Origin of the sequence: Streptomyces sp. NPDC056160 (assembly GCF_042268205.1) — a bacterium.
In the GTDB taxonomy this organism is placed as follows: domain Bacteria; phylum Actinomycetota; class Actinomycetes; order Streptomycetales; family Streptomycetaceae; genus Streptomyces.
On the sequence record NZ_JBHJUW010000351.1, the window covers coordinates 1 to 1,345 of the forward strand.

A 1,345-nucleotide genomic window follows, 5' to 3' on the forward strand; every position below is an offset into this window, starting at 1 on the left:
GTATCCCCGCATGTTCACGCATTGGCGCTGCACGACGGTGGCCGCGTCAGGTTGGTGATCAGAACGGCAAGAGCCGTGTAACGGGAGACTGTTACACACGGATCTGTGAGAGCCGAGGGGTGAGACTCCCCTCGGCTACTCGGCGGTGCTTTCCCTGGGCGATCTTCTTGTCGTAGTGGGCCCGGGAGGCAGGGTCGGCCAAGGCGGCGAACGCGGAGAGGAAGAACGCTCTCTTGAGCTGCTTGTTTCCGCGGCGGGAGGGCTGTTCTCCGCGGATCGAAGAGCCCGAGCTGCGGGTGGCCGGGGCGAGGCCGGCGTAAGAGGCGAGGTGGGCGGCGCTCGGAAATGCGCTGCCGTCGCCGACTTCGATGAGGATCCTGGCTCCGGTCCTGACGCCGATCCCCGGCATGGACGTCAGGACCTTGGAAAGAGGGTGGGTCTCCAGCAGTTCCTCGATCCTGGTGGCCAGGAGTTTGCGCTGGTCGAGCACGGCGCTGAGGGAAGTGGCGAGGCTGGGCACGATGAGCGCAGCCGCGTCGGTGCCGGGAACGATCACAGTCTGCTCGTCCATAGCGGCGAAGATGTCCTCGACCAGGCGCTCGGCCATCCGCGGGGCCTTCGGACGTATGAGAGTGATCAGCCGTCTGCGTCCGGCCTTGCGGATCTGGGCCGGGGATCCGAACCGTTCCAGCAGCATCAGGACGGCCGGGTGCTGGATGCGCGGGCCCACAACTCGCTCCAGATGCGGGTGAATCTGGGTCAGCAGCCCGCAGAGCCGGTTCGCGACCCGGGTGACCTCCCCCGCGAGGTCGTCATCGAAGCCCACGATCATCTCCAGCTCAGCAATGGTCTCGTCTTCGAGCTCGATGGCGCGAAGGGTGTGCGGCATCGCCCGGGCCGCGTCCGCGATAATGAACGCGTCCCTCGCATCGGTCTTGGCCTCGCCGGGATAGAGATCGGCGATCCGCCGCATCGTCAGCCCTGGCAGGTAGGCGACCTTGCAGCCCGCGTCGCGGGCCACGGCCAGTGGCAGGGCGCCGATCGATGCGGGCTGGTCGACCACGACGAGCACGGTGCCGTGCTTCGCGATCAGCTTGGCGAACACCTCGCGGAGCTTGGGTTCGCTGTTGGGCAGCCGCTTGTCGAGGGCTTTCTTCCCGGCCGGGGTCAGCGCGGTGGCGTGGTGTTCGCCCTTGCCGACGTCCAGGCCGAGGAAGGCGCCGATGCCACTGGTGAATCGCCCCGGGTTTCGGGCGATGGCGCGCTCGTCGTCCTCGGTGATCTTCCAGCCGACGGTGTAGCGGACCGTGCGCCGCGTGGTGTTCAACGCTTCCAGGGGCTCCAG

The 1,345-nt window shown here is 67.4% G+C and carries 1 protein-coding gene; it reads right to left on the reverse strand.

The window, feature by feature from the left end; translation table 11 throughout:
- Window positions 1–91 precede the first annotated feature (91 nt).
- Window positions 92–1,258 (reverse strand): IS110 family transposase, encoded by a 1,167-nt coding sequence (locus tag ACFC02_RS42665; RefSeq protein WP_376368442.1) that lies wholly within the window; start codon window positions 1,256–1,258, stop codon window positions 92–94.
- Between the last annotated feature and the right edge of the window lie 87 nt (window positions 1,259–1,345).